Annotated in this window: 1 pseudogene; it reads left to right on the forward strand. The window is 45.0% G+C overall.

What is annotated here, in order from left to right:
* Positions 1-389 (forward strand): annotated as a pseudogene (gene malF, locus IQR33_RS06695) (maltose ABC transporter permease MalF); the annotation flags it as partial.

Consider the following 389-nt stretch of genomic DNA (forward strand, 5'->3'; position numbering starts at 1 on the left):
CTTGTGGTTGAAAAAGATGGTGAGCTACTTGCAAGCCCGACTTTTCAGCTTGATAACCTTTCAGCATCGGAGTTTGATCTTTCACCAATTGAAGAAGTGACGGGTGAAAAAGAATCAATCAAGGCGATTGTTAAGAACCGCAGTGCGTTGAGCAGTGTCGATTTACATTTGCCAAGCGGTGATGATATCCGTATGAGTGGGCTGCGCAAATTTGCTGCAGTTGTGCCTTTGTACACATTACAAGAAGATGGTGAAACGCTTTACAACAACCGGACTGAAGAAACGCTACGTCCAAATATGGAAGTAGGTTACTACCAGCCTGTCGATGAAAACGGTCAATTTGTTGGCAGCACAGTGTCACCAGGTTTCGTGGTGAACATTGGTACCCA

This window comes from Vibrio sp. OPT46, assembly GCF_015163535.1.
GTDB classification, from domain to species: Bacteria; Pseudomonadota; Gammaproteobacteria; order Enterobacterales; family Vibrionaceae; genus Vibrio; species Vibrio alginolyticus.